The sequence below is a fragment of the Cellulomonas sp. P4_A2 genome (assembly GCF_056402515.1).
This window is the reverse complement of sequence record NZ_JBFUHG010000015.1, coordinates 47,618-70,328: the sequence shown is the minus strand read 5'-3', so window position 1 is coordinate 70,328 and position 22,711 is coordinate 47,618. Positions and strand designations below refer to the sequence as shown.

Annotated in this window: 19 protein-coding genes; 5 read left to right on the top strand and 14 right to left on the bottom strand. The window is 72.9% G+C overall.

Features of this window, described 5'->3' with window-relative positions; all coding sequences use genetic code 11:
- Positions 1 to 1,090: HNH endonuclease signature motif containing protein (locus AC1DUE_RS14560; protein WP_477040146.1), on the top strand; the 1,090-nt coding region annotated here is incomplete at its 5' end.
- Between the two features lie 210 nt (positions 1,091 to 1,300).
- Here AC1DUE_RS14560 and AC1DUE_RS14555 read toward each other — a convergent pair.
- The 3 genes from AC1DUE_RS14555 to AC1DUE_RS14545 form a co-directional block, all read right to left on the bottom strand.
- A complete protein-coding gene (locus AC1DUE_RS14555; RefSeq protein ID WP_477040145.1) occupies positions 1,301 to 4,372 on the bottom strand; it encodes a hypothetical protein in 3,072 nt (1,023 codons plus the stop codon).
- A 117-nt stretch (positions 4,373 to 4,489) separates the two neighbouring features.
- Positions 4,490 to 5,167: a DedA family protein gene (locus tag AC1DUE_RS14550; RefSeq protein WP_477040144.1), complete on the bottom strand. Its 678-nt coding sequence runs from the start codon at positions 5,165 to 5,167 to the stop codon at positions 4,490 to 4,492.
- Positions 5,164 to 5,979 carry a COG4705 family protein gene (locus tag AC1DUE_RS14545; RefSeq protein WP_477040143.1) on the bottom strand — a complete coding sequence of 272 codons (816 nt, stop codon included), beginning with the start codon at positions 5,977 to 5,979 and terminating at the stop codon, positions 5,164 to 5,166. Before AC1DUE_RS14545 ends, AC1DUE_RS14550 begins: the two co-directional genes overlap by 4 nt.
- Positions 5,980 to 6,032: 53 nt before the next feature.
- On the opposite strand from AC1DUE_RS14545, the gene AC1DUE_RS14540 reads away from it, so the two are divergent.
- Positions 6,033 to 6,710: a response regulator transcription factor gene (locus tag AC1DUE_RS14540; protein ID WP_477040142.1), complete on the top strand. Its 678-nt coding sequence runs from the start codon at positions 6,033 to 6,035 to the stop codon at positions 6,708 to 6,710.
- Here the strand turns inward: AC1DUE_RS14540 and AC1DUE_RS14535 are convergent.
- The 9 genes from AC1DUE_RS14535 to AC1DUE_RS14495 all read right to left on the bottom strand — a co-directional run bounded on the left by AC1DUE_RS14535 (position 6,683) and on the right by AC1DUE_RS14495 (position 16,092).
- Positions 6,683 to 7,738 carry a sensor histidine kinase gene (locus tag AC1DUE_RS14535; RefSeq protein ID WP_477040141.1) on the bottom strand — a complete coding sequence of 352 codons (1,056 nt, stop codon included), beginning with the start codon at positions 7,736 to 7,738 and terminating at the stop codon, positions 6,683 to 6,685. The two genes, AC1DUE_RS14540 and AC1DUE_RS14535, sit on opposite strands and share 28 nt — an antisense overlap.
- Before the next feature lie 5 nt (positions 7,739 to 7,743).
- Positions 7,744 to 8,520, bottom strand: a complete 777-nt coding sequence (locus tag AC1DUE_RS14530) for a COG4705 family protein (RefSeq protein WP_477040140.1) — start codon at positions 8,518 to 8,520, stop codon at positions 7,744 to 7,746.
- A gap of 25 nt (positions 8,521 to 8,545) precedes the next feature.
- Positions 8,546 to 8,965: a rhodanese-like domain-containing protein gene (locus AC1DUE_RS14525; protein WP_477040139.1), complete on the bottom strand. Its 420-nt coding sequence runs from the start codon at positions 8,963 to 8,965 to the stop codon at positions 8,546 to 8,548.
- A complete protein-coding gene (locus tag AC1DUE_RS14520) occupies positions 8,965 to 9,450 on the bottom strand; it encodes a cysteine dioxygenase (protein ID WP_477040138.1) in 486 nt (161 codons plus the stop codon). The genes AC1DUE_RS14525 and AC1DUE_RS14520 overlap by 1 nt, the downstream gene beginning before the upstream one ends.
- A 296-nt stretch (positions 9,451 to 9,746) precedes the next feature.
- Entirely contained in the window at positions 9,747 to 12,320 is a 2,574-nt protein-coding gene (locus AC1DUE_RS14515) for an HtaA domain-containing protein (protein WP_477040137.1), read from the bottom strand.
- Between the two features lie 133 nt (positions 12,321 to 12,453).
- Positions 12,454 to 13,260, bottom strand: a complete 807-nt coding sequence (locus tag AC1DUE_RS14510; RefSeq protein WP_477040136.1) for a heme ABC transporter ATP-binding protein — start codon at positions 13,258 to 13,260, stop codon at positions 12,454 to 12,456.
- Positions 13,257 to 14,342: a FecCD family ABC transporter permease gene (locus tag AC1DUE_RS14505; protein ID WP_477040135.1), complete on the bottom strand. Its 1,086-nt coding sequence runs from the start codon at positions 14,340 to 14,342 to the stop codon at positions 13,257 to 13,259. The genes AC1DUE_RS14510 and AC1DUE_RS14505 overlap by 4 nt, the downstream gene beginning before the upstream one ends.
- The gene (locus tag AC1DUE_RS14500; RefSeq protein WP_477040134.1) at positions 14,339 to 15,433 is read right to left on the bottom strand and encodes a heme/hemin ABC transporter substrate-binding protein; all 1,095 of its coding nucleotides are present in this window, start codon (positions 15,431 to 15,433) and stop codon (positions 14,339 to 14,341) included. The genes AC1DUE_RS14505 and AC1DUE_RS14500 overlap by 4 nt, the downstream gene beginning before the upstream one ends.
- 5 nt (positions 15,434 to 15,438) lie before the next feature.
- Positions 15,439 to 16,092, bottom strand: a complete 654-nt coding sequence (locus AC1DUE_RS14495; protein ID WP_477040133.1) for a biliverdin-producing heme oxygenase — start codon at positions 16,090 to 16,092, stop codon at positions 15,439 to 15,441.
- A gap of 182 nt (positions 16,093 to 16,274) precedes the next feature.
- On the opposite strand from AC1DUE_RS14495, the gene AC1DUE_RS14490 reads away from it, so the two are divergent.
- Positions 16,275 to 17,744 (top strand): helix-turn-helix domain-containing protein, encoded by a 1,470-nt coding sequence (locus tag AC1DUE_RS14490; protein WP_477040132.1) that lies wholly within the window; start codon positions 16,275 to 16,277, stop codon positions 17,742 to 17,744.
- Positions 17,745 to 17,863: 119 nt separating this feature from the next.
- Positions 17,864 to 20,536, top strand: coding sequence for a pyruvate, phosphate dikinase (gene ppdK, locus AC1DUE_RS14485; protein ID WP_477040131.1), 2,673 nt, complete (start codon positions 17,864 to 17,866; stop codon positions 20,534 to 20,536).
- Positions 20,537 to 20,561: 25 nt separating this feature from the next.
- Here ppdK and AC1DUE_RS14480 read toward each other — a convergent pair whose 3' ends face one another.
- On the bottom strand, positions 20,562 to 20,744 hold the full coding sequence (locus AC1DUE_RS14480) for a hypothetical protein (RefSeq protein ID WP_477040130.1): 183 nt from the start codon (positions 20,742 to 20,744) through the stop codon (positions 20,562 to 20,564).
- A 160-nt stretch (positions 20,745 to 20,904) separates the two neighbouring features.
- On the opposite strand from AC1DUE_RS14480, the gene AC1DUE_RS14475 reads away from it, so the two are divergent.
- Positions 20,905 to 21,891 carry a TIGR03557 family F420-dependent LLM class oxidoreductase gene (locus tag AC1DUE_RS14475; protein ID WP_477040129.1) on the top strand — a complete coding sequence of 329 codons (987 nt, stop codon included), beginning with the start codon at positions 20,905 to 20,907 and terminating at the stop codon, positions 21,889 to 21,891.
- A 126-nt stretch (positions 21,892 to 22,017) separates the two neighbouring features.
- Here the strand turns inward: AC1DUE_RS14475 and AC1DUE_RS14470 are convergent, their stop codons facing one another.
- Positions 22,018 to 22,683, bottom strand: coding sequence for an ANTAR domain-containing protein (locus tag AC1DUE_RS14470; RefSeq protein WP_477040128.1), 666 nt, complete (start codon positions 22,681 to 22,683; stop codon positions 22,018 to 22,020).
- Positions 22,684 to 22,711: the final 28 nt, after the last annotated feature.

The window sequence follows — 22,711 nt, the reverse complement described above, 5'->3', positions numbered from 1 at the left end:
CACGCGGCGCTCGGCGGAGATGCTGGTCGTGCGAGCGTCGTTGGCGTGCACGCATCCGGTGGTCCTGGACGCCTGGGCTGCGGGCCGGGTGGATGCGCGCAAGGTCGACGTCCTGATGGGCGAGGTGATGGTCGCGGACCCGTCGGGTCGTGACGCGGTCCTGACCGTCGGGTTGGCGGCGGCGGAGCGGATGACGGGTCCGCAGCTGGTCCGGYATGTGCGCRCCGCGGTGATCGCCACCGATCCCGACGCCGCCGCGCAGGAACGCCTGGTCGCGGCGCGGGAGGACCGGGCGGTGTCGTTGACGGCRTCGGTGGACGGGATGGCGTGGCTGTCCGCGTACCTGCCCGCACCCGAGGCRGTCATGGCCTTCACCGTSCTGGACGCCCTRGCCGGSACCACCCGCATCGACGGGGAYGACCGCAGCGTGGACCAGCGCCGCGCSGACGCRTTCGCYGACGTGTTCACCTCGATCGTGGACCGGCAGGCGACCCCGGACGGGACCCCGCTACCGCGCCGCCACGGCCACCCCATCACCATCGGCGTCACCATCGCCGCAACGACTCTGGCCGGGCTCGACGACCAGCCCGGGTTCCTGGGCTCCTACGGTCCGATCCCCGCGGCGATGGCTCGTGAGCTGGCCCAGGACGGGACCTGGCGGCGCCTGCTGACCGACCCCACCGGGCTGGTCATCGACACCGGCACGGTCGGCTACCGGCCCGGTGCGGACCTGACCCGGACCGTGATCGCCCGGGACGTGACCTGCACGTTCCCCGGCTGCCGACAACCCGCCACCCGCTGCGACCTCGACCACATCACCCCCTACAACCCCACCCGACCCGCCACCGACCAAACCCACGCCGACAACCTGCACACCCTGTGCAGGCACCACCACCAGGCCAAGACCAAAAAACACTGGAACGTGCACCGCAACCCCACCACCGGGGTCACCTGGTGGACCAGCCCCGAGGGCATCACCTACGCCCGCCACCCCACACCACTCCTCATCAACCCCGACACACTCACCTGCCCACCACCCGGACGACGACGACGCCAAACCCACCAGGACGACGACGAACCACCCTTCTAGACGACGAACGTCCACCCTTCTCGACGACGACGAACGTCCACCCTTCTAGACGGCGACCCTCCAAACCGCGACGCAGAGGACTCGGCGTGCCCGGAGATTGGCGGCCTGTGTCGATCAAGGGGGCTCGTCAGACTTCGACGTCGTGGCGGCTCTGTCGGACGGGGGTTGTCCGCGTGGCTCGCGGATCGGGGTCGGTCTGACCCGGCCCGCTCAGACCTGCGCTGGAGAGGTCGCGGGAACCTGTCGCTCGGCGCCCGGGCTGGGGTCGTTCTCGTGGCGTCGGACCAGGGCCAACGAGCCGCCCACGGCTGCCAGGACCACGCCGATGATGGCGAGAGCCGCCGGGAGCCATGTGGGGATGCCGAGGTAGACGGTGATGCCGAGGATCCGCGAGAGGCCCCAGGGCAGGAGGGCCATCTGGTCGTTCCAGATGGTCAGCGCCCGCTCGAGGCCGATCGCGGCGACGGCACCGGCGGCGATCGCGAGCGAGAGGCCGCCGGCGAGGATGGTGAAGCCGAGCGCCCGGACCGGGCGCAGGCCGTAGGCGCGGCGCAGGACCAGGGCGATCACGACGAACGACCAGCAGAACGCGGCGAAGGCGACGGTGATGTAGGCGGTCCGGGCGCCGGGCTCGGTCCAGAAGCCGAACCAGTAGCGACCCGGGCCTCGCACCACGAGCGCGACCAGCAGGATCACGGTGCGCAGCAGGACCACCCCGCCAAGAGCCGCCCAGAGGTGGAACGGGTCGCGGCGGCCGATCACGAGACGCAGCACCGCGGCCAGGACGAGCCACGCCCCGAGGGTCACGACGAGGTGCGCAGGTGCCGCGAACCACGTGTAGACCAGGCGGCTGGCCAGCAGGACGACCGCGGGCAGCGCCCAGACGAGGACGCGGTCGAGCCGGTTCGTCGGAGCCGGGACGTCGCCGAGCCGCCACGGCCGGGTCGTCGCGACGAAGAGTGCTCGGAGCGCGGTCGAACGCGGGCGGACGGCGCCCAGCACGAGGACCAGGAGAACGCCGAGGAACAGGCCGCGTGCGAGCCAGGCCATCGTCGGATCGCGGTCGGCGCGTTCGGCGCCCAGGTCCGCGGCGGTGAAGCTGTAGGCGGGCAGGTCCACGTCCCCGCCGTACCGCGCCTCGTGCTCGGTCCGGGCGCGGTCGAACTCCTGCTCCGCCGAGCGCCACTGGTCGTCGGCGGTCGAGCTGCCGGTGTCGAGCCACTGCACGCGCCGCAGGACGGACTCGCGGTACGCGGCGAGCGTGCCCAGCAGGTCGGTCTCGTAGTCGAGGGCGTCGACGAAGTGGTCGTACAGCTCGGACGAGCGCCAGGCTCGGGGATCGGTGCCCTCGACGCGGGCGCGCATGTCGGCGGCGACCTCGGTTGCGTGGGCACCGTCGGCGACGGCGGAGTCGAGGTCCGCGCGGCTCACCGCGTAGATGCTGTCGAGGGCGGCCGAGTCGCCGGTGACGATGTCCCACTCGAAGATCCACATCATCGGCGGCGGCTCGAGGCCGAGCGCCTTGACGCTCTGCTCCGCGTACGGCCGGATGTAGAGGCCGGTGGTGATCGCCTCCCGCGAGCGGCCGAGGCTCTCGGTGATCGCGGCGGCGGTCGCGGGGTCCGCCGAGAGGGTCTGTCGCACCCAGTCGGTGGTCACCTGCGTGGGGTCCGCCGACGGGTCCCACGCGAGCCGCGCGGTGCCGTAGGTGTTCAGGTCGTACATCTGCCAGAACCCCGTGCGCAGGTAGAGCGTCATCGGACCGGCGCGCAGCGGGCCGCCGTCCTGCGTCCAGTTCCACACGCCCTCGACGTTCGGGTTCGCCGCGAGGAACGTCTGCAGCGCCTGCGCCTCCTCGGCCACGAGGTCGTTGGGCAGCGCCCCGAAACCCTCGAACTCCCGGCGGGCCTGGAACTCGACGATGCGCCGCTGGGTCCCGACCGAGAGCGTCGGGTTGAGCGGCAGGTGGCTGTAGAAGTCGCCCATCGTGTACTTCGTCGACACGATCAGGTGCGGGTCGTCGATGCCGCCGAGCACGGACTCGTAGGACGCGGGGTTGGTGTGCAGGTCGCCCACGGCGCCGACGCCGACGGTCCAGGTGCGGAAGATGACGTCGCGGTCATGCTCGGCCGCGGTGGCCAGGAGCGCCGTGAGCATCGCCTGCACCGACGACTCGGTGGTCACCGCGAGCTTCGAGGAGTAGTCCCAGCCGGCCTGGTAGACGGAACCGCCCTCGCCGATGCGGACCATGAGGCCGTCGACGAACGGCATGCTGTCGAACAGCTCGGCCAGACCGGCCTGGTAGACGGACCAGAGGGCGGGGTCCTCGACGTCGAGCCCGCCGACCGTGCGCTCGAGGTACGCCTCCAGCGGCGGCGAGACCGCGAGCATGTCCGTGAGCAGGTACACGTGCATGCCCAGGTCCGCGGCGTACTGGAACACCGGGCCGAAGGCGTCGACCATGGCCTGCGCGCGGGCGACGTGCGGGTCGCCCTCGGGGTACACCTGGTGGCCGTCGCCGACGCCGCTGAACGTCACGTACTCGAGGAACCCGGGCACGACGACGCCGTTGTACCCCTGGCGCAGCGCGTGCTGGACGAGCTGGCGGAACTGCGCGTCGATGTCGTCGACGACCGCCTGGTCCACCCACGGGGCCTCGGGCAGGACGGCCCCGGCGACGACGTCCGTGTTGAGCGAGTAGTCGTCGCCGGTGGCGAACGCCTCCGGGTCGGCCTCGCGCCCGACAGATCCGGCGTCGGTCAGGCGCAGCCCGAGCCGCGGGGCCTGGGTCGCGCCCGTCGCGTCGAGCGGCGCTCCGGAGCGGATGCGGTCGGCGATCCCGTAGAGCCCGGCCGCGGCGCCGGCCGGTCCGGAGGCTTCCAGGGCGTACCGGCCGGCCGCGTCCTGACTGACCCGGTAGGCCTCGGGGGAGTCGGCGAAGGAGGGGACGATGCGCACCGTGAGGTCGGCGGGCCGGCCCCCGTCACCGGTGGCCGTGGTGGGGTTCGGCAGGCCGCGGTCGGTGAGCGCGTCAGAGACCGCCGATGCGGCCAGCGCTGTGCGCTCGTCGTCGGGGATCTCGATCGTGGAGATCGCCGGGGCGTCCGCGACCGGTGCCCACTCCACGTTCGTCGCGACGGGTGGTGCCGGGGTGTCCGCGGGCTCGAAGCTCAGGCCGAGCGCCTGGCCGACGCCGACCGCGACCAGCGCGCCGAGCGCGAGCACGACGACGGCCGCCACGAGCGGCGTGCGGAGGGGCGACCGGGTGCGTGAGCGGGACACCGGCGCAGTGTAGGAAATCGCGCCGTGCGGACATGACCTAGGTCACGGGCGGTCGTGGGGCCGACGAGGGACAAACCGGTCCGAAGTGGTCGCCGCGCGCCGATCCGCGGCACGCGTTCACCCGTTCGGCTCAGCGACGCCGTCACCGCGTGCGCGCAGCCGGGACACGACGAACCAACCGATCGCCGCCACCACCAGGGCGATCACGACCCACTGGAAGATGCCGGCGTACTTCTCGACGACGTCCCAGTTCTCGCCGAGCAGGTAGCCCGCGCAGACGAAGACGGTGTTCCAGATCGCGCTCCCGGCGGCCGTGAGCAGCAGGAAGATCCCGATGGACATGCGCTCGACGCCGGCCGGGACGGAGATCAGGCTGCGGAACACCGGGACCATCCGCCCGAAGAAGACCGCTGCACGGCCATGGTCGGTGAAGAACTCCTCGGCACGGTCGATGTCGGACAGGCTGACCAGCGGGATGCGGGCCATCAGGCGCCGGGTGCGGTCCCGGCCGACGAGCGCACCCAGCAGGTAGAGCAGGAGCGCGCCGAGGACGGATCCCGCGGTGGTCCACACGATCGCCTCGACAAGGCCGAAGGTGCCCTGGCTCGCGGTGAAGCCCGCCAGCGGCAGGATCACCTCGCTGGGCAGCGGCGGGAAGACGTTCTCGAGCGCGATCGCGATGGCGGCTCCGGCGACGCCGAGCGTCTCCATGAGGTTCACCGCCCAGCCGGCCACGCCGGTGAGCGCGGTCGGGTCCGTGGACGTGGCCGTGGTGGCGGCGAGCAGGCCGATCACGCGTCGAGCTCGTCGAGCTGGTCCAGCTGCTCGACCTCGTCGCGCGCGGCCGGCTCGACGTCCCGCTTGGTGAACGAGAGGTACACGACGATCATGGCGATCGTCGCCAGGAAGATCAGGCTCGTGGTCGTCGTGCCCAGGCCGAGACCGCCGTCCGCGGTGGGCTGCGAGAGCAGGTCGCCGATCGACGCTCCGAGCGGCCGGGTCAGCACGTAGGCGATCCAGAACGCCAGCACCGCGCCCAGCCCGAACCGGTAGTGGGCAACGGCGACGACGCCGATCGCGGCCGCGAAGAGCACGGCGGACGCGAGGTACCCGAGGCCCAGGCCCTCCGCGAGCAGGTCGCCGGCGGCGGTGCCGAGCGCGAACGTGAACAGGATGGCGAGCCAGTAGAACGCCTCGCGGCGCGTGCTGGTGATCGAGTGGATCGAGAGGGTGTGCTCGATCCGGTACCAGACCGCGAACGTGATCCCGAGCGCGACCGCGAACACGGCGGTGGTGACCCACAGCGGCACGCCGTAGGTGTCGACGAGGTTGTCGGTGATCAGGGTCCCGACGACGCTGATCAGGACCACCGCGAGCCAGTAGACCGGCGCCACGTAGCGGGGCGCGCGGAACTGCGCCACGAGCGTCACCACCAGCAGCGCCCCGACGACGAGAGTGGCGGCGCTCAGGGTCATGCCGAGGGTGCCGGTCAGATAGTCGGCGAACGTCTCGCCGACCGTCGTGGCCAGCACCTTGATCACCCAGAAGAAGACGGTGATCTCGGGGACCTTGTTCAGCATGCGCCGGGCGTCGGTGGTCGATGTCATGGGACGTAGGCTCACGGATCGATGCTGAGGATCCCCTGAAGACGGGTGGCCTGATGAAGGTGCTGATCGTCGAGGACGAAGCCGCGATCGCGGACGCGGTCCGTCGCGGGCTCGAGGGCGAGGGGATCGCCGTCGACGTCATGCGGGACGGCGTGGACGGGCTCTGGGCGGCCACCGAGAACGCCTACGACGCGGTGATCCTCGACCTGATGCTCCCGGGGATCAGCGGTCGCGACGTGCTCGTCGGGCTGCGCGAGCGCGGTGTCTGGACGCCGGTGCTCGTGCTGACCGCGCGGGAGGGCGACGAGGTCCAGGTCGGCGTGTTCGACCGCGGGGCCGACGACTTCCTGGCCAAGCCCTTCTCGTTCGACGTCCTGCTGGCCCGGCTCCGCGCGCTCGTGCGCCGTGGTGCGCCCGAGCGCCCCGTGGTCCTGTCCGTCGGTGACCTGCGCCTCGAGCCGGCGCGCCGTCGCGTGACGCGGCAGGGGAGCGAGATCGCCCTGACGCCCCGCGAGTACGGGGTCCTCGAGCTGCTCATGCGACGCAACGGCGACGTCGTCACCAAGAGCGAGATCCTCGCCAACGTGTGGGACTCGGCGTTCGACGGCGACCCGAACGTCGTCGAGGTCTACATCAGCTACCTGCGGCGCAAGGTCGACGCGCCATTCGGGCGGACGTCGATAGTCACGGTCCGGGGGATGGGCTACCGCGTGGCGGGCGACGAGTCCTGAGGCAGCAGCACGACGAAGGACGCGCCGCCGAGGTCCCCGTCGCCGATGCGGACGCTGCCGCCGTGCGAGTCGACGATGCCGCGCACGATGGCCAGCCCGAGCCCCGAGCCGCCCACCGACCGCGCCCGGCCGTCGTCGAGGCGCACGAACCGGTCGAAGACGAGCTCGCGGTCGGCCACCGGGATCCCGGCGCCGTCGTCGGCGACCTCGATGCGTGCCCCCGGGGCGACGGTGAGGCGCACCCGGTGCTGCGCGTGCCGGACGGCGTTGTCCGCGAGGTTCTGCACGGCGCGCGCCAGCTCGTCGGGGTTGCCCCGGACACGGACGGGTGCGGTGACGACGTCGACGACGACGCCGTCGCGTGGGCGGAGGCCGAAGCCGATCCGTTCGACGACCTCGTCGAGGTCGACGTCCTGCTCCCGTCCGTGCGCGGTCTCCCCGGTCCTCGTGAGGACGAGCAGGTCGTCGACGAGACGCTGCATCCGCTCGTTCGAGTCCCGCAGCACGGCGGCCGTGGCGAGCCAGTCGGCGTGCTCCGCGTCGCGCACCGCGACGTCGAGCTCGGCCCGCGCGGCCGCCAGCGGGCTGCGCAGCTCGTGGCTCGCGTCGGCGACGAAGCGGACCTGGGCCCGCTGGGCGTCGTGCAGCCGGTCAAGCATGCCGTTCAGGGTCACCGCGAGCCGGGCGATCTCGTCGCCGGTCGGCGGGACGTCCACCCGGGTGCCCAGGTCGGCCTCGCTGATCTGGGCGGTCCGCGCGCGGATCTGCTCGACCGGCCGCAGCGCGCGGCCCGTCAGCAGGTAGGTCATGACCCCGACGACGAGCACGAGCAGCGGGATGCCGACGAGCATGGCCTCGGCGGCGTCCTGGACCGCGTCGGACTCGATGGCGATCGCGGCCTCGCTCGCCTGGAGCGAGTTGTGCAGGACGACGAGCAGGCCCAGCCCGGCGAGGACGAGCGCGATCGCGACCGCACCCATCGCGGCGAACGCCGATCGCGCACGGACGCTGCGGACCACCTGCCTCATGCGGGTCACGCTAGCTGTCGACGCTCCGCCCGCAGTGCGACGGTCATCCGCACGACCATGAGGGCGATCGCCACGCTCAGCACGAGCGCGACGCGTCCGGAGCCCAGACCGAGACCCCCGCGGGAGGCCGGCTGACCGAGCCAGTCCGCGAAGGACGCCCCGACCGGCCGCGTCAGCACGTAGGCGGCCCAGAACGCGAGGACGCCGTTCATGCCGAACCACCGGTAGGCGATCGCGGGCACCAGCAGGAGGGCCGTGAAGACGAGCGCAGCGGTGAGGTAGCCGAGATGCAGGGTGACCGCGAGCAGGTCGCCGGCCGCCGTGCCGAGCGCGAAGGTGGCCATGACGGCCGCCCAGTAGAAGAGCTCGCGCCGTCGCGTGCGGATGCTGTGGATCGACAGGGTCTTCTCGCTCGCGCGCCACAGGACGAACACCGCGGCGAGCGCGACCGCGAACGCGCAGGTGGAGACCGCATAGGGGACGCCAAGCGCGACGTGCACGACGTCGGCGGCCATGGTCCCGAACACGCCGACCATCGACACGGCGAGCCAGTACCTCCAGACGACGTAGCGGCCGGCCCGCAGCTGGAGGGTCAGCGCGACCACGAACGCCACGGCTCCGAGCAGGACGGCGATCTCCGGCACCATCGCGCGGACCAGGAAGTCGGACGCCGACTCGCCCATCGCCGTGGTCAGGGCCTTGGTGACCCAGAAGGCCGCCGCGACCTCGGGCACGCGGCTCGCAGCGGACGTGCGGCTGATCGTGGATTCGCTGGTCGTCACCGGCGGATCGTCGCGAACCGACCCTTCAGATTCCCTGAGAGCCGTGCGCCCCGACCAGCTCGCCGCGGCCGCGCACAGGCAGCCCCGCACGAGCCCAGGCGTGGTAGCCGCCGACCACGTCGGTCGCGCGGTGCAGACCGAGGTCGGCCAGCGCGGCAGCGGCCAGGCTGGACGTGTAGCCCTCGGAGCACAGGACGACGACCTGCAGGTCGTAGCCCGTGGCCTCCGGGATGCGGTGGGCGCTGGCCGGGTCGAGCCGCCACTCGAGGACGTTGCGCTCGATCACGACGGCCTGCGGCACCTCGCCCTCGGCGGCGCGCTGGGCCGCGGGCCGGATGTCGACGAGCAGCGCGCCGTCGTCGAGCGTGTGCCAGGCCTCGACCGGCGACAACCGCGTCAGACGCGCGCGGGCCTCGGCGAGCACGTCGTCGATCGTGCGCGGCATCAGTTCGACTCCGGCTGGTCGGTCTCGACCGTGCGGGCCGGGACGAGGGTGCCGTCGGAGGTGCGCGCCCAGTACGTCATACGGGTCAGCGGCACGGAGTACGCGTGGATGGTGACCGCGGGCTCGACACCGGCGTTGAGCACGTCGTGCAGGTGGCCGGGGTCAACCGTCTGGGTCTGCCCGGCCGTGAACTCCTGCGGAACCAGGCTGCCGTCCGACGACGGCCGGATCTCGGTGATCGTGCCGCTCGCGATCGTGAACGCAGCCGACGACGCACCGTGGTCGTGCAGCTCGGTGCCCTGGGCCGGGAGCCAGGTGATCAGCCAGACGTCGACGCCGGCGGGTGCGTCGAGACGGGTCCACCAACGGCCGCTCTCCTGGAAGCGGACCAGCGGGCGCCACAGGTCGGGCTGGGCGGCGATGGACTGCGTCAGCGCGCTCAGGGCGTGGACGTCGAGGACGGGGGGAACGGACAGCAGGGTCATGGTCGGGTCTCTCGGGGTGCGTCTGTGCTCCGACCGTGGGGCGGTCGGACTGGCCGGGTGTCAGCGCTGACAGCGGGCCGGACAGGAGCGCGACGCGACGGCGCTGCCGCGGACGGTGATCGTCACGAGGTGCTCCGTTCTGGTCGAGAGGGGTCGGACGAGCGCATGAAATCCCGGCTCGTCGGCGTGGTCAACAACGACGCGGCATCGTCTTGCATTCCGGACGTACGAATGTCGACGAGTGACGCCCGCGGCCCCGCCCTCGATGGGACGGAGCCGCGGGGTCGATGGCCGGGTCAGGCGGTGGTGCCGGCCCGTCGACGCGAGGCGACGACCGCGCCGGCGCCGGTGGCCACGAGGACCAGCGCGACCAGGCCCAGCAGGGCGCTGTTCGCACCCGTGGAGCTGAGCGAGCCCGTCAGCGCGGTGCATGCGACGGTCGCGCCGAGCGGCAGGGTGAACGCGACGGGGTCGAGCGACTCGCCCGCGCCGTAGTAGCCGGCGAAGGCGTCGGCACCGGCGGCCGTCAGGGTCGCGGGGACCCCCGACCACGAGGCCGACGACCCGCTGACCGAACCGTGCCCGGCGAGCGAGAGCGTCGCGAAGGTGACTCCGCTCTTCGTCGTGGCCGTCCCGGCGGTGTCGGTGCTGAGCACGTCCACGACCAGGGTCCCCGTGCCGCCGTTGATCACGACGCGCGGGTTGGTCAGCCGCAGGTCGAGCGTCCCGGCGTGCCCGCTGTACGTGACTCCGCCGCGGAAGCTCGCGCTGCCGAGGGTGCGGTCGGTGTTGAACGAGCCCGTGCCGCCGGTCCACGCGTAGACGCCGCCCGATGCGGTGACGCCTCCGGTGGTCGCGACCGAGCCGTCCGCGATCGGACCGGGCACGTACGAGTTGAAGCTCGACTTGACGCCCCAGCGCAGGCTCGCGCCGGACACGGCCCGGGCCGTGCAGGTGGGCGCGGCGGGTGCGGCCGCGACGATCGTGATCGGCACCTGGACGACGTGGTTGGCGCCCTCGATCGAGAGCGTGTGCTCGCCGGCAGGCATGTCCGCCGGGATGGTGACCGTCACCGAGACGGCGCCGGACGCGTTCGCCGAGACGTTCGTGGCCAGCGTGCGCGGCGTCGACCGGATGACGACCGTCAGGCCCTGCTCGTCGGCGCCGAAGCCGTGGCCACCGATCGTCACGGCGCCGCCGGGGGCGGCCTGGGCCACGTTGATCGTCGCGACACCGCTGCTCGGTCCGGCCGTCGGGGTCGGGGTCGAAGTGGTGGTCGCGTTCGTGCCGACGGAGAACGTGACCGGGTCGAGGACCGTGCCGGCCGGGTACATGTTGCCGAAGGCGGCCGAGCCGGCCGTGGTGAGCGTCGCCGGGGCGCCCGTCCAGGTCTGGACGCCCGACGTCGTCGCGAACATCGCGCCCGCCAGGTCCAGGTTCGCCAGGGCGACCGCCGGGGTGCTGGTGGAGCCCGAGCGGACGTCGACGACGAGCGTCGCCGCGCCGGCCGACGTCACGGTGACGCGCGGGCTGCTGAACGTCAGGTCCAGGGCGCCCGAGTGGCCGGTGAACCGCACCGAGCCGCCGTACCCGACCGTGCCGAGACGGGTGGTCGCGTCCACGGTGGTGCTGCCCTGCGAGAACGCGTACGTGCCGTTCGACGCGGTCGCGCCGTCACCGGTCGCGATGGCTCCGGCGGCCGCGCTCGTGACGTACGCGCGGAAGGACGCCTTGACGCCCCAGGTCAGCTGGCCGGGGGTGGTCGGCGTGACCGGGGTCGGCGTGGGTGCCGGCGTGGTCGGCCCGGGGTCGGGCGTGACGCTCGCCAGCGTGACGGGGACGAAGAGCTCCTGGGCGGCGTTGACCGTGCCGCCGGCGGCGTAGGTGAACACGCCGAACCTCCCGCCTGCGAGGACGGCGTCCTTCACGGTCAGGGTCGCGGTGAAGGTTCCGTCGGTGGCGATGTCGACCCACTGGCCGCGGATGGCCGACTGGAACTGGCTGGGGACCTGGTCGAGCACGGACGTCGCGAGCGCCCAGCGCTGGTCGGCGACCTTGCGGGCCGTCGAGGGTGCGCCCTGCGACGGCTTCCACGCGTCGAGCGCGCGGCCGAGGACGACGTAGGTGCCCTGCGGGAGGGTCGCGGGGATCGGTGCCCCGCGGCCGCCGACGTTCGCGGCGGGGTCGAAGCCGGAGCCCTTGACGACGATGCTCGCGCCCTCGGTGACGGGCGCGCTGCCCAGCGGCGTGGTGCCGTCCGCCGCGAAGACCGCGAGCGAGGGCGTGAACACCGGCGCGGGCGGGGTGGTGGGCGGCGTGGTCGGCGGCGTCGTGGGCTCGGTCGGCTCCGTCGGCTCGGTGGGCGTCGTCGGCTCCGGGGACGGCACGGTGATCGCGGCGAACGCGTCGAGGCTGCGGTTGGTCGCGGACAGCGCGTGCGCGGCCGACGTCGCGACCTGGTAGGCGACCCCCGCCGTCAGGGTTCCGGCGGGAGCGACGATCGTCGTGGTGAACGCACCGTCGACGGTCTGCGACGCCTGGACCCAGCCCTGCGCGATCCAGCCGGCGCCGGGCAGCGGACCCTCTCCGTGCCACGTCGACGCCGGGCCGAGCAGGACGTAGGCGCCGTTGGCCGCGCCGTCGCCGACGAAGCCGGAGCCGGTGACCGTGAAGGTCGTCGCGACGCTCGGGTCCGCGACGGTCGTCGGGGTGACGCTCAGCGACGGTCCCGCGGCGGCACGTGCCGGCAGGGCTGCGGCGCCGACGAGCGCGAGCGCGACCAGGGCGACCGCGAGCATCGCGGCGACGAGGGCACGTCCGCGCTGAGCCGGGAGGCTCGCGGCGGGACTGGGGTGGTGGTGCGAGGGCACGGGTGGCTCCGAAGGGTGTCGTCGGGCGGGAGCCCGGCACGGGAGTGGACCGGGGACCACCTCTGCGGTCCCCGTCGAATCGGACCCTAGTATGGATAGGCTAACCAAAGCAAGGTAACCCTAAATATGCAGGTCAGCCTCGAAGTGGGAGCACGATGAGCGAGCCGTCGCGAGGGTGCTCGAGCACCTCGACGGGGTGGCCGTAGACGGCGCTGAGGCGGTCGGCGGTGAGGACGGACCGGGGGTCTCCGGCGGCCACCACCCGCCCGCGGGCGAGGATCGTGACGCGGTCCGCGTGCGCCGCCGCGAGGCCCAGGTCGTGCAGCACGACGACGACCGCGCGGCCACGGCGCGCCTGCTCCTGCGCGATGCGGAGCACGCTCTCCTGGTGGCCGAGGTCGAGCGCGGCCGTCGGCTCGTCGAGCAGGAGCAGCGGCGCGTCCTGCGCCAGCGCACGCGCGAGAGCGGCGCGCGCCCGCTCGCCGCCGGACAGCGTGGGGAACGTCCGGGCGCGCAGGTGCGCGACGTCGGTGTCGGCCAGGGCGGCCGCCACGGCGCGGTCGTCGTCGTCCTCGGCCGGCGTCCCCGCCCACGGCGCGCGCCCCATCCGGACCACGTCCTCGACCGTGAACGGGAACGAGACGGCCGTCTGCTGCAGGAGGACGGCCCGCGCCCTGGCCAGCTCGCGCGGGTGCCACGTGGAGACGTCGACGCCGTGGATCGATGCGCGCCCGGTGGCGAGGCGCACGTCGCCGGCGAGCACGCCGAGCAGGGTCGACTTGCCGGCGCCGTTCGGCCCGACCAGGGCGTGCACCTGCCCCGCGCGGACCTCGAGCGAGGCCTCGACGAGGATCTGCGCTCCGCCGAGACGGACCGTGGCGTCCTCGACGCGCGCGACGACGCCGGTGCCGTCCGGACGGAGGACCTGCACGGGCCTCACGCCCAGCCTCCCTGGCGCTTGCGGGTGCGCACGAGGAGCCAGAGGAAGAACGGTCCGCCGACGAGCGCCGTGAGCATGCCGAGCGGCAGGTCGACGTTGTCGACGGCGGTCCGGGCGACCAGGTCCGCGGCGAGCAGGATCACGGCACCCGCCAGTGCGGATGCAGGAACGAGCACGCGGTGGCCGGGGCCGAGCAGCATCCGGACCAGGTGCGGGACGATCAGGCCGACGAACGCGATGATGCCCGCGAACGCGACCCCCGCCGAGACCAGCACCGCGATCACGACGATGAGGACCTGGCGCAGCCGCTCGACGTCGACCCCGAGGTGGCGCGCGGCCCGGTCGCCCAGCGCGAGCAGGTCCAGGCGCCCGGCCAGGAACCACGCGATCCCGATGCCGACGGCGGCCAGCGAGCCGGCGATCGCGACGGCGTTCCAGGTCGCCCCGCTGAGGGACCCCAGCTGCCAGAAGACGATCTGCTCGCGCGCGGCGGTGTTCGCGATGAACAGGAAGAACGCCAGGACGCCGCCCGCGAACGCGTTGACGGCGATGCCGGTGAGGATCAGGGTGACCACCTCGGTGCGCCCGTTCGACCGCGCGAACGCATAGACGAGGGCGGTCGCGACGAGGCCGCCGACGAACGCGGCGGCGGCGATCCAGGACGCGGGCACCAACGACCCGGCGACGACGATGACGCCCGCCGCGCCGACGGCGGCGCCGGCCGAGACGCCGATGACCCCGGGATCGGCCAGCGGGTTGCCGAACGTGCCCTGCATGAGCGCGCCCGCGCAGGCGAGGGCGGCGCCGACGACGATCGCCAGCATCACGCGCGGGAACCGGACCACCCACAGCGCGTTCTCGCCCTGCGGGTGCGCGGGAATCGGGCCGAGCTCGAGGCCGAGGTGGTGCGCGAGCGAGCCGAGCACCTCCGCGGGCGTGACCGGCACCTGCCCGAGCATCCCCGACGCGACGGTCAGGACGAGGAGCAGGACCAGCAGGATCGTGACGACGACCGCGGTCCGTCGGCTCCTCGTCGGAACCGGCGTGACGGTGGCCTCCCGCTGCGGCAGCGTGGCGGTCATCCGTAGAGGGCCTGCGTCAGCGAGCGGATCGTCGCGCCCGTGCGCGGGCCGAACGCGAGCAGCTCCGAGCCGTCCATGTCGATGACCCGCCGGGCCTCGCCGGCCGGCGTCTGGCCGACGCCCGGGACCGCGAGCATCGCGTCGAGCCCGCCGGCCGACTCGAGCCCGTCGGTCATCACGAGGTACACCGCGGGCGCGGCCGCGATCAGGGCCTCGCTGGTGACCGGCCGGTACTCGGCGTCCAGGCCGATCGCCGTGCCGGCGTCGACCCCGCCGACGGCGGTGATCAGCTGGTCCGCGCCCGAGCCCGGACCGAACAGCAGCTTCAGCGCGGACCCGCGCAGGTACAGGAACGCGACGACGGGGGAGCCGGTCTGCGCGGGGACGGCCTCGCGTGCGGAGCAGATCTCGTCATCGGTGCGCTTGGCCAGGGCAGCACCGGCCGCGTCGACGCCGAGGGCGTGCGCCACGGCCGTGATGCGCGGCCCGACGGAGGCGAGCGTGCGCTCCGGGGCGAAGGTGACGACCGGGACGCCGGACTCCGCCAGCTGCGTGCGCGTGGCGTCGGTCAGGATCGAGTCGTCGGTGAGGATCACGGTCGGGTCCAGCCCGAGGATCGCCTCGACGTTCAGGCTGTGGCCGGCCTGCGTCACGACCGGCACCGCCGCGGCCTCCGGGAACCCGGTCGAGACGTCGCGCCCGACGACGTTGCCGCCGAGGCCCAGCGAGTAGACGATCTCGCCCAGCGTGCCGTAGAGGTCGACCGCGACGATGCGGTCCGCCGACGACACGGTGACCTCGGCGCCGTCGGCCGTCGGCACGGTCACCGGCAGGGTGGGCCGGGGGTCCTCGGCCACCGGGTGGATGCCGTCGTCGGGGATCGTCGCCGTGCGCGGTCCGTCGGCGAGCGCGGTGGCCGCGGGAGCGGACGGTGTGCAGGCGGCGGCGACAGGGCCGGGGCCGGCGGAGGCCGCCTGCGTCGGGGCCGGCGACGCAGTCGTGGTGGGCGTCGGCGCCGCCTCGATCGGGGCGCAGGCGGCGAGCGCGAGTGCGGCGACCGCCAGAGTGGCGAGGCGAAGAGGGCGTCTCACAGAAGTCAGCGGCAGTGGATCGCGCCGAGGTCGGCGAACATCGCGCCGTTCAGCTGGAACGCGAGCTGCGCCTCGGCCACCGCGCGTGCGGACTGCGCACCGTCGAGCCTCAGGCCGTCCAGCCGCTCGCGGTAGACGTCCTTGAACGGCTTCGCCTTCGGGATCTCGACGAACGTGTAGAACGCGAGCACCTCGGGACCGAGCCCGTAGTGCCGCTCCAGCATCCGCTTGACGATCTGACCGCCGGACAGGTCGCCGAGGTAGCGCGTGTAGGCATGTGCGGCGTAGGTGGCGACGTCGGTCCCGAGCTCGTCGAGCCGGTCGGCGTAGACCTGCGTGGCGGGGTGGACCGTGATCCGGGATGCCCAGTCGGGGCCGACGAGGTGCGCGAGGTCGCTCTCGATCGACGCGGTCCGCGCCAGCTCGTCGAAGACGAGGGTGGCGCCCCGCTCGTCGTCGCGCATCGCGTCCGTGGCCCGCTCCAGCGCCCGGTAGACGACGAGCTGCTGCGCCGCCAGGTCCGCGTACGCAGCCACGTCGAGCTCGCCGGCCATGAGCCTCGAGATGAAGCGCGACGACTCCGCCCGCTCGTGCTCGGCACGGGTGCCCTCGCGCAGCAGCGAGGACAGCAGGGTGGGCGCGACCGTGTCGGCAGTCATGGCGGAGCTCCGATGTGCAGGCGGTCGGGAGACCGCGAGATGACGATGCGTCAGAACATACGGCAGGAAGTGAGGATTGCCTATCCTCAGTGTGGCTACCCTAACTCAGACCTTCGTGAGGGCGATGGCCGCGGAGACGTCACCGTGCAAGAATCACTTTTCTTGACGGGGAGGCAACGGCGATGTCCGAACAGGTGCGGGACCGGGAGCCCGACGCGCTCACCATCGGCCGGCGGGTCCGGCACCTGCGCACGTCGCGCGGCCTGACGCTCGACGCCCTCGGACGGCAGGTCGGCGTCACGCCGAGCCTGCTCTCGCTCATCGAGAACGGTCGCCGGGAGCCTCGCCTCGCGCTGTTGCGCAGCATCGCCGAGGCGCTCGACGTGAGCGTCTCCGACCTGCTGGACGCCGAGCCGCCGTCGCGGCGGGCCGGGCTCGAGATCGCCCTGGACCGCGCCCAGCGGTCGGCGGGCTTCGAGCGGCTCGCGCTGCCGGCCGTGCGACCGAGCCGGACCCTGCCGCTGCCGGTCCTCGAGCAGCTCGTCGGGCTGCACTCCGAACTCGCGCGCCGGGACCTCGAGGCCGTTGCGACGCCCGAGGAGGCCCGTCGCGCGAACACCCAGATCCGGCTCGAACGGCAGGCACGGGACAGCTACCTGCCGGAGATCGAGAAGGTGGCCGAGCAGATGGCGCGCGCGGCCGGCTACACGGGCGGCGCCCTCACGCACCGGGCGGTGTCCCGGATGGCTGAGCAGCTCGGGTTCGCGATCGTGCACGTCGACGACCTGCCGTCCTCGACCCGCACGGTCACCGACCTCGCGCACGGCCGGATCTACCTGCCGCCCGCCTCGATCCCGGGCGGGCACGGCCTGCGCTCCCTCGCGCTGCAGGCGATCGCGCACCGCGTGCTCGGCCACGAGCGGCCGACGTCGTACGAGGACTTCCTGCGCCAGCGGATGGAGATCACCTACTTCGCGTCGTGCTGCCTCATGCCGGAGAAGGCCGCCGTCGAGCACCTGCAGCAGGCCAAGAAGGACAAGGACCTGGCGATCGAGGACCTGCGCGACGCGTTCGGCGTGACCCACGAGGCCGCCGCCCAGCGGTTCACGTGCCTGGCGACGCACCACCTCGGGATCCCGGTGCACTTCCTGCGCATCGGCGGGGACGGGGCGATCTACCGCGCCTACGCGAACGACGGCCTGCCGCTGCCGACCGATGTGACGGGATCGATCGAGGGTCAGCTCGTCTGCCGGAGCTGGGGCGTGCGCCGCGCGCTCACCCGGCGCGACCGTTCGTCCGAGTCGTACCAGTACACCGACACCCCCGCCGGCACGTTCTGGTGCTCGACGCAGACGGGGTCGGGCACCGAGGGGCAGCTGGCGATCGCGCTCGGCGTGCCGTTCTCGTCGGCGACCTGGTTCCGCGGGCGGGACACGGCGGTCCGGCACCAGTCGACGTGTCCCGACGAGGCGTGCTGCCGCCGGCCGCGGGCGTCCGCGACCGCGCGCTGGCAGGACGCGTCGTGGCCGAGCGCCCGGGTCCACCAGCACGTCTTCACCGCGCTGCCCACGGGGTCGTTCCCGGGGGTGGACGCGCGCGAGGTGTACGGGTTCCTCGACCGGCACGCCCCGCAGCAATCGGCCGATTCTTGACGGAGCCAGCAAGAATGGTGCTTCTTGGCCGGAGCAACCCGTAGAAGTCGTCGGGACCGGGCCTGAAGTCTGAAGGAACGGCTGCACACCCCGCGGCCGCCTGAGGACGGGAGCCCCAGATGGCCAGGTACGTGTCGAGGTTCTGCGACGGAGACAAGGACCAGAAGGACCTGCTCGGCGGCAAGGGGGCCAACCTCGCCGAGATGACGAATCTCGACCTTCCCGTGCCGCCGGGCTTCACCATCACCACCGAGGCGTGCCGGGCGTACATGCGCGACGGTCACGTACCGCCCGAGCTGCGGGTCGAGGTGACCCTCGCCGTCCGGGAGATCGAGGACACGCTGGGACGCCGGCTGGGCGACTTCCACGAACCCCTGCTCGTCTCCGTGCGGTCGGGCGCCAAGTTCTCGATGCCCGGGATGATGGACACGGTCCTGAACATCGGGCTCAACGACGCGTCCGTGAAGGGCCTCACCGAGTTCTCCGGCGACGAGCGGTTCGCCTGGGACTCCTACCGGCGGCTCATCCAGATGTTCGGCAAGACGGTGCTCGGCGTCGACGGCGCGGCGTTCGAGGCTGCGCTCGAGGAGCGCAAGACGGCGGTCGGTGCGCGCACGGACGTCGACCTGTCGGCCCAGGACCTGCGGATCCTCGTGCAGACGTTCAAGGAGATCGTGGTCGAGCAGACGGGCCGCGAGTTCCCGCAGCACCCGCGCGAGCAGCTCGACATGGCGATCGAGGCGGTCCTCGACTCGTGGAACACGGACCGCGCCCGGCTGTACCGGCGTCGCGAGCGCATCCCGAACGACCTGGGCACGGCCGTGAACGTCGTGAGCATGGTCTTCGGCAACCTCGGCGAGACCTCCGGGACGGGCGTCTGCTTCACGCGGGACCCGTCCACCGGGGCCTCGGGGGTCTACGGCGACTACCTCCCGAACGCGCAGGGCGAGGACGTGGTCGCCGGCATCCGGAACACGCTCCCGCTGGCCGAGCTGGAGCTGCTCGACCCGACGTCGTACGAGGCGCTGCGCACCGCGATGCGCCGGCTGGAGACCCACTACCGCGACCTGTGCGACATCGAGTTCACCATCGAGCGCGGCAAGCTCTGGCTGCTGCAGACGCGGGTGGGCAAGCGGACGGCTGCCGCGGCCTTCCGGATCGCCACGGAGCTCGTCGACGAGAGCCTCATCACGATGGACGAGGCGATCACGCGCTGCACGGGCGACAAGCTCAGCCAGCTGCTGTTCCCGCAGTTCGACGCCTCGGCGGCCCGACGGCTGCTGACCAGGGCGATGCCCGCTTCGCCGGGGGCCGCGGTCGGCGAGATCGTCCTGGACAACGCGCAGGCGCTGGCGCGCTCGTCGCAGGGGGCGCACGTCATCCTCGTGCGCAAGGAGACCAACCCCGACGACCTGCAGGGCATGATCGCCGCCGACGGCATCCTGACGGCCCGCGGCGGCAAGACGTCGCACGCGGCCGTGGTCGCTCGCGGCATGGGCACCTGTGCGGTCGTCGGGGCCGAGGGGATGGAGATCGAGGGGGACAAGGTCCGCTTCGGGGACGTCGTGCTGACCGCCGGGGACCTGATCGCGGTCGACGGGTCCACGGGCGAGGTCTTCCTCGGGGCGGTCCCCGTCGTGGACTCCCCGGTCATGGTCTACGTATCCGACGGGCTCGACGCCGGGCTGGAGGCCGCCCGCGACGCGGAGGCGAAGGCGTTGGTGACCGCCGTCGACCGGGTGCTGCGGCACGCCGACTCCGTGCGCCGGATGCAGGTGCGCGCCAACGCCGACACCGCACAGGACGCGCGGCGCGCTCGCGACCGGGGAGCCCAGGGGATCGGCCTGTGCCGGACCGAGCACCAGTTCCTCGGCGACCGCCGGGTGTACATCGAGCGGCTCGTGCTGGCCGACGCCGGCGACGCACCCGCCGCGCTGGCCGACCTGCTCCCGCTCCAGCGCGCGGACTTCGTCGGGCTGCTGGAGGCGATGGACGGCCTGCCGACGACGATCCGGCTCATCGACCCGCCGCTGCACGAGTTCCTGCCGGACCTCACCGAGCTGGCCGTCCGCGTGGCCACGGGCGAGGGGGACGCGCACGACGCGACCGTGCTGGCCGCGGTCCGCCGGATGCACGAGCAGAACCCGATGCTCGGGCTGCGCGGGGTCCGGCTCGGCCTGACCCTGCCGGGCCTGTTCGCGCTGCAGGTGCGGGCGATCGCGGAGGCCACCGTGTCCCTGCGACAGGACGGCCGGGACCCGAGGCCCGAGATCATGGTGCCGCTCGTCGGCTCGGTCCGGGAGCTGCAGCTGGTGCGCGAGGAGGCCGAACGCGTGCTCGCGGAGGTCTCTGCCGAGACGGGCGTCCCGCTCGACATCCCGATCGGCTGCATGATCGAGCTCCCGCGCGCGGCCCTGACGGCGCACCGGATCGCCGAGGAGGCGGACTTCTTCTCGTTCGGCACCAACGACCTGACGCAGACCACGTGGGGGTTCTCCCGCGACGACGTCGAGCGCGCGTTCTTCGCGGACTACCTGCAGAACGGCGTGCTGACGATATCCCCGTTCGAGACCCTCGACGCCGACGGCGTCGGCCAGCTGGTGCGGGCCGGCGTCGAGGGCGGACGGGCGACCAAGCCGGACCTGCACCTGGGCGTCTGCGGCGAGCACGGGGGAGACCCGGAGTCGATCCACTTCTTCCACGAGGTCGGGCTCGACTACGTGTCGTGCTCGCCGTTCCGCGTCCCGATCGCGCGTCTGGAGGCCGGCCGCGCGGCGGTGTCCGGGCCGTGAGCCGTCGCGGTGGGGACGTGCGGGGCTACGCGCGGTCGCCGGGCTCGTCGATGTCGGCCCGGTCCTGGTCGAGGTCGCCGAGGATCGGGAACCCGATGCCGACGGGGTCGTCGTCGGGCAGGTTCTGCTCGCTCCGCTCTCGCTCCTCGTCGTCCGAGCGGAACGGGTCGTTGGTTCCCGCGACCGGGTCGGGTGTCGTCTGGCTCATGGTGTCGCTCCCCAGGTGAGGGTGTGGGGGACCACGCTGCTGGAGCCCGTACGGCGGCGGCCGGATCGGCCGTGCGCCGTTCCGACGATCATGCGCCCGGGCAGTGCACGCCGCGACCGCTGCAGATGCGTGGCGGGCGACCGGGTGCGACCGTCGAGCGATGACACGTTTCGGCTACACGCTGATGACCGAGCAGTCCGGACCGAAGGACCTGGTCCGCTACTCCATCGCCGCCGAGCGCCTCGGGTTCGACTTCGAGGTGGCCAGCGACCACTACTTCCCCTGGCTCGATGCGCAGGGTCATGCTCCCTACGCCTGGTCACTGCTGGGCGCGGTCGCCCAGGCGACCCGGTCGGTCGAGCTGATGACCTACGTGACCTGCCCGACCCTGCGGTACCACCCAGCCGTCGTCGCGCAGAAGGCAGCGACGCTCGGGGTGCTCTCCGACGGTCGGTTCCAGCTCAACGTCGGTGCGGGCGAGAACCTCAACGAGCACGTGGTCGGCGAGCGCTGGCCGGCGGTCGGGGAGCGGCACGATCTGCTCGAGGAGGCCGTCGAGATCATCCGGGCTCTCCTGACCGGTGAGCGCGTGAACTATGCGGGCGAGTTCTTCCAGGTGGACTCGGCGAAGATCTGGGACCTCCCCGACGATCCCGTCGAGATCGGTGCTGCCGTCTCCGGACCGGACTCGATCGCACGGTTCGCGGCGCTCGTGGACCACCTCGTGGCGGTCGAGCCGGACGGCGGAGCGATCCGCGCCTGGGACGACGCTCGCCCCGACGGCGCTCCCGCGTCGCGCAAGATCGGCCAGGTCCCGGTGTGCTGGGACGCCGACCGGGACCGCGCTGTCGCCCGTGCGCACGAGCAGTTCCGCTGGTTCGCGGGCGGCTGGAAGGTGAACGCCGACCTGCCGACGACGGAGGCGTTCGACGCGGCGAGCCAGTTCGTGCGGCCGGCCGACGTCGCCGAGCAGATCGCCTGCGGACCGGATCTGGACGCGATCGTCGAGTCCGTCTCGGCGTACTGGCAGGCCGGCTTCACCGACGTCGCCATCGTGCAGGTCGGCGACGAGGGCCAGGACGAGTTCCTGGCGACGGCCGCCGAACCGCTGCTGGACCGGCTGCGCAGCGCAGCACCCACCGACTGAGGGGGCGAACCTGGCTGTGACCGCGTTCCGACGAGCCACCGGCTGCGCCGGACGCGCGGCCTGCCCCCCCCGGGCCGAGTTCGCCGGAGCCCGGCGGCCGACGGGGCGCCGTGACCGCCGGTCCGCTCAGGCGTGCGTCGGCTCGGCGTCCCGTGCCGCCCGGGCACCGTTCCGCGAGGCCAGCACGGCGACGGTTCCCTCGATCTGGGCGAGCAGCGTCCCACCCAGACCACCCTCGGCGGCGGCCGCGGACCGGATCTCCTCGGCCAGCACGCGCACCCGCACGTTGCTGTGCTGCGAGATCAGGGCGAGGCACGTGAACGCGGTCTCGCCGTCGACGCCGCAGGTCGACATCACGACGCCCTTGGCCTGGTCGATGACGGAGCGGGACTCCAGCGCGAGCGCGAGCTGCGCGTTCACCGCCTCGGCCACCGCTCGGCTCCGAGGCGTCGTGACATCGACGAGCAGGCCCACCACGGTGCCGTCCGGCTGAGCGTCGACGGCCAGGGTCACGATCAGGTCCCTGCCCGCCAGGTCGACGAGCCGGTACTCGCACCCGGCCGGCTCGACGTGCCCGGCACCGACCACGTGGGTCACCTTCGCCCGGTCGTCCGGGTGCACGTGCCGCAGGAAGAGGGCCGCCGTGGGCACGACGGCGCCCGGCTCGATCCCGTGCAGCGCGAACAGGCCGTCGGACCAGACCCAGCGGTCGGTCCCGGGCTGGATGGTGAACCGGCCCGTCGGGGTGAGCGGCGGGGTCGTCTCGGCGGGTGGTTCATCGTTCTGGTCCACTGGATCTCCTCGTGGTCGCTTCGACGGC